Source organism: Candidatus Symbiopectobacterium sp. NZEC135 (assembly GCF_025962695.1).
In genome coordinates, this window is sequence record NZ_JAGFPF010001361.1 from 1 (window position 1) to 576 (window position 576).

The following is a 576-nucleotide window of genomic DNA, read 5'->3' on the forward strand; positions in this document are numbered from 1 at the left end:
GCCCCCGCTACCTTTATGGACGACAGTGCGCCGGATATTCGGGTTTCGGCGCTGGGATATGCCTCTGTTTCACTGTTAAAGTCGTTGGGGGCGTGGTCGGGCGTTGAGCAGATGCGCTGTGCGCCTTATCGCCGATTGGAAACCTGGGAATGGGATGATGCGCGCGTTGCTTTCAGCGCCGCCGACTTGCACCTGCCCGAATTGGGATTCATGGTGGAGAATCGGGTACTGCAACTGGCGCTGTGGCAATGCCTGGCCGAACAGCAGCGGTGTGATATCCGTTGCCCCGCGCAGATACGCAGCATGGTTCGCACGCCAGCGTGCTGGCAGATTACGCTGGAGAGCGGAGAGACATTGAGCGCGCCTCTGGTTCTCGGTGCGGATGGTGCCAACTCGCGTGTGCGCCAGTGGGCGGGCATTGGCATCAATGGATGGCAGTATCGGCAATCGTGCATGTTGATTGCCGTCGATACCCAGCAGCCTCAGCAGGATTGTACCTGGCAGCAGTTTACGCCTCAGGGGCCGCGCGCATTTTTGCCGCTGTTTGGATCGTGGGGCGCGTTGGCATGGTATGAC

General features: G+C 60.2%; 1 protein-coding gene. It reads left to right on the forward strand.

The genetic code is table 11. From position 1 onward, the window contains the following. On the forward strand, window positions 1–576 hold a 576-nt coding region (locus tag J5224_RS34265; RefSeq protein ID WP_264629297.1), incomplete at both ends, for an FAD-dependent monooxygenase.